The sequence below is a fragment of the Flavobacterium sp. genome (genome assembly GCF_003525665.1).
GTDB lineage: Bacteria > Bacteroidota > Bacteroidia > Flavobacteriales > Flavobacteriaceae > Flavobacterium.
This window is the reverse complement of the sequence record NZ_DQDX01000145.1, coordinates 395-3,803: the sequence shown is the minus strand read 5'-3', so window position 1 is coordinate 3,803 and position 3,409 is coordinate 395. Positions and strand designations below refer to the sequence as shown.

General features: G+C 32.1%; 5 protein-coding genes. 2 read left to right on the top strand and 3 right to left on the bottom strand.

Annotated elements, in window-relative coordinates:
• Nucleotides 1-169: 169 nt before the first annotated feature.
• Nucleotides 170-574 carry a thioesterase family protein gene (locus tag DIU01_RS10160; protein ID WP_290834066.1) on the top strand — a complete coding sequence of 135 codons (405 nt, stop codon included), beginning with the start codon at nucleotides 170-172 and terminating at the stop codon, nucleotides 572-574.
• Here the strand turns inward: DIU01_RS10160 and DIU01_RS10155 are convergent.
• Genes DIU01_RS10155 through ribD form a run of 3 tightly spaced genes read right to left on the bottom strand, consistent with a single transcriptional unit; the run spans nucleotide 571 to nucleotide 2,829 of the window.
• Nucleotides 571-1,182, bottom strand: a complete 612-nt coding sequence (locus tag DIU01_RS10155) for a YigZ family protein (protein WP_290834073.1) — start codon at nucleotides 1,180-1,182, stop codon at nucleotides 571-573. The genes DIU01_RS10160 and DIU01_RS10155 overlap by 4 nt on opposite strands.
• Nucleotides 1,183-1,184: 2 nt before the next feature.
• Nucleotides 1,185-1,793: an HAD family phosphatase gene (locus DIU01_RS10150; RefSeq protein WP_290834064.1), complete on the bottom strand. Its 609-nt coding sequence runs from the start codon at nucleotides 1,791-1,793 to the stop codon at nucleotides 1,185-1,187.
• Nucleotides 1,786-2,829 (bottom strand): bifunctional diaminohydroxyphosphoribosylaminopyrimidine deaminase/5-amino-6-(5-phosphoribosylamino)uracil reductase RibD, encoded by a 1,044-nt coding sequence (gene ribD, locus DIU01_RS10145; protein ID WP_290834062.1) that lies wholly within the window; start codon nucleotides 2,827-2,829, stop codon nucleotides 1,786-1,788. Before ribD ends, DIU01_RS10150 begins: the two co-directional genes overlap by 8 nt.
• Nucleotides 2,830-2,887: 58 nt before the next feature.
• On the opposite strand from ribD, the gene DIU01_RS10140 reads away from it, so the two are divergent.
• Entirely contained in the window at nucleotides 2,888-3,397 is a 510-nt protein-coding gene (locus tag DIU01_RS10140) for a GNAT family N-acetyltransferase (protein ID WP_290834072.1), read from the top strand.
• The last annotated feature ends 12 nt before the right edge of the window (nucleotides 3,398-3,409 follow it).

Genomic DNA, 3,409 nt, shown 5'->3' with positions numbered 1-3,409 from the left:
ATAATTTATCTAAAGGTTTTCTTACAGAAGAAAAAGGATTTTCTAGTGTTATTTTTGGGTTAACAAATATGTGAACAATTTTCTTTAAAAAAAAATTAAATGGCATTGATTTTTTGAAAATTTTGTTGTAACGAGTTAAATTTAATTAGATAAAAAGTAAAAAAAACAGATGAAAGGACACGATGTAGAAGTAAGAGTTCGATATGGTGAAACCGACCAAATGGGTGTGGTTTATCATGGTAGTTATGTGCCGTATTTTGAGATTGGAAGAGTGGAATGGCTTAGAAACAAAGGCGTTTCGTACAAATCACTTGAAGAAAGTGGTATTGCATTACCTATTGTGTCAATGCATTTAAATTATAAAAAATCTGCTCGTTATGATGACTTACTTACTGTAAATACTAAATTAAAAAAGTATAGCGGTGTGAAGATAGAATTCGATTGCGAAATTCGTAACGAAAGTCAAGAGTTATTAACAACTGCACATTTTATATTGGTTTTTTTGGACATAAAAAACGGAAAAGCTGTTGTTCCTCCACAATATATTTTAGATATTTTAAAAGCCGAAGTTTAATCTTTTAATTTAATATCAATTTCAAATAAAGTAGTAAAAATGTCGAAAATTATTTCGGCATTTTTTTTTCGCGTAGCAATTTCTATTTCGCACGTTTCTTTCATATTTTGGGAAATGATTTGGAGATTCTTTTCTTTAATAACGCGCATCACTTTATTCATGTTTTTATAATTGAATGCTACTATATAATGTATATCTATAGTTTTTTCGATAATTTCTGATGCTTCCAATGCCATTTGTGCCGAAGTTTTGTAAGCCGATATTAATCCGCCAACGCCCAATTTTACTCCGCCAAAAAATCGAACTACTACAACTAAAACATTGGTTATTGCAAACGATTGTATTTGTCCGTAAATTGGTGCGCCTGCTGAGTTACTTGGTTCGCCATCATCATTGGCTCTAAACTGAATTTTATCGGTGCCAATTTGATAAGCATAACAAAAATGTACTGCGCCATGGTGTTTCTTTCTTAATATATCTAAATGATTTTTTATTTCTTCTTCTGAAGTTACAGGAAAAGCGTAGCCAAAAAACTTACTGTTTTTTTCTTTGAATAAAATTTCTTCCGATGGAAATGAAAGCGTTTTATAGGTATCGGTTGCAGTCAAAACTATAGTGGCAAATGTTTTTGAGAGAACAAATCTACAACGTCTTCTTTTCCAACTTGTAAATTCCATACATGAAGTCCAATACTTGCTGCTGCATCGGTATTTATTTTTTTATCGTCTACAAATAAGGTGCGTTTAGGAGACAAATCGTGTTTGTTTACTATATGACTGTAAATTGCGGCATCTGGTTTTCGCATTCCCATTTCGTACGAATAATATACTTTTTCAAAACATTGGTAAAAATCGCTGAAAAACGAAACGCCTACATTGTCTTCAAATCTGTTGATGTGAATAACGTCGGTATTGGTAAGTAAAAACAATCGGTATTTATGCGAAAGCAATTGTAAAAACTCTAATCGATACAATGGAAATTCTCCAATAATCGTGTTCCAAGCATCACGAATGTCATTTAAACCAGCATTCGGAATAAACTGATGAAACGACTCAATGAATTGAATTTCAGATACTTTTCCTTTTTCGAACAAATCGTTCATTTCAATCAATTCGGGTTTTGGTTCATTTAAACCTAGTTTTTTGAACGCTTCAACTTGCGCTTCTTTTTCTAAATTGATAAAAATGTCACCAAAATCAAAAATTATAGTATCAATCATGATTGAAAATTTTTATTAGTTCGTCGCCTTCAATGGCTTGTTTTTCAAAGTTTTTATATGCAATAACTGGTGCTTTAATTCCGTTTTCTAAAGATTTATGACCTTTAAAAATTCGAGCGTCATCCCAAATATTGGCATCAATAAATGTTTGTATCGTTTGTCTTCCGCCTTCAATTATAACCGATTGAATGTTGTGTTTATATAAAATTTCACACACCGAAAAAACAAGACGAATATCAAAGATACAATTTTCGTAGATTAAATTTTCGGTTGATTGTAAATTTTCTTTTTCTGTGATTACAATGGTTTTAATTTTTTGATCTTTAACGTGGTAATCTTCAGAAATTTTTCCAGTTCGATCTAAAATAATTCTCGTTGGATTGTTTCCGCTCCAATTTCTTGTGTCTAATTTTGGATTATCGTCTACTACTGTTTGTGTTCCAACCAAAATAGCTTGTTCTTCGCTTCTCCATTTATGGACTAATTGTCTTGAAAATGAATTGGTTATCCAAACTGGCTCTTGTTTTTCTTTGGAAAGTGGCGCAATAAATCCATCACTACTTTCTGCCCACTTTAAAATGATATACGGACGTTTTTTAGTGTGAAAAGTAAAAAATCGTTTGTTCAACGCGTTACATTCGTCTTCTAGAATTCCGACAGTAACCTTTTTCCCAGCTTCAATTAATTTTTTAATTCCGCTTCCGGCTACTTTTGCAAACGGATCGATGGTGCCAATTACCACATTCGGAATTTTATTTGCAATAATCAAATCGCAACAAGGCGGTGTTTTTCCATAATGACTGCAAGGTTCTAAACTCACATAAATGGTAGATTTAGAAAGTAGTGATTTGTCTTTAACCGAATTTATAGCATTGACTTCTGCATGTGCTTCGCCCGATTTTCTGTGCCAACCTTCGCCAATAATTTCGTCATTATATACAATCACGCTCCCAACCAACGGATTTGGATAGGTTGTGCCCAAACCATTTTTGGCTAGTTCAATGCAACGTTTTATATATTTTTCATGTATCTTCACATCACAAAAATAAGTTTTTTTGAGTTTAGAAGTTTATAAATTTAGAAGTTTAGTTTACATGTTAATTAGAGAAATTCAACAATCAGATAATAAGCAAATTGCCAATGTAATTCGGGAGGTTTTTATATCAGATAATTATCCAAAAACTGGAACTGCGTTTGCCGATGTTCAATTGGATTTTATGTTTGAAGCTTATGATAAACCAAAATCGGTTTATTTTGTAGTTGAAGATGCTGGTAAAATTATAGGTGGAGCAGGAGTAAGTCAGTTAGAAAATTCTGAAGAAAATATCTGTGAATTACAGAAAATGTATTTTTTAGAAGAAGCTCGAGGCAAAGGAATTGGACATCAAATGATATTGAAGTGTCTTGAAAAAGCAACCGAATTTGGTTATGAAAAATGCTATCTAGAAACGCTTCCCGAAATGCTAAATGCTCAAAAATTGTATAAAAAAGTTGGATTTGAATACCTTTGCGCACCTTTGGGCGGAACTGGTCATACAAGTTGTCCGGTTTGGATGATCAAAAAATTAAATTCCAATTTAGAAATTCCAAATTCCAATATTTAAATTCCAAATTCC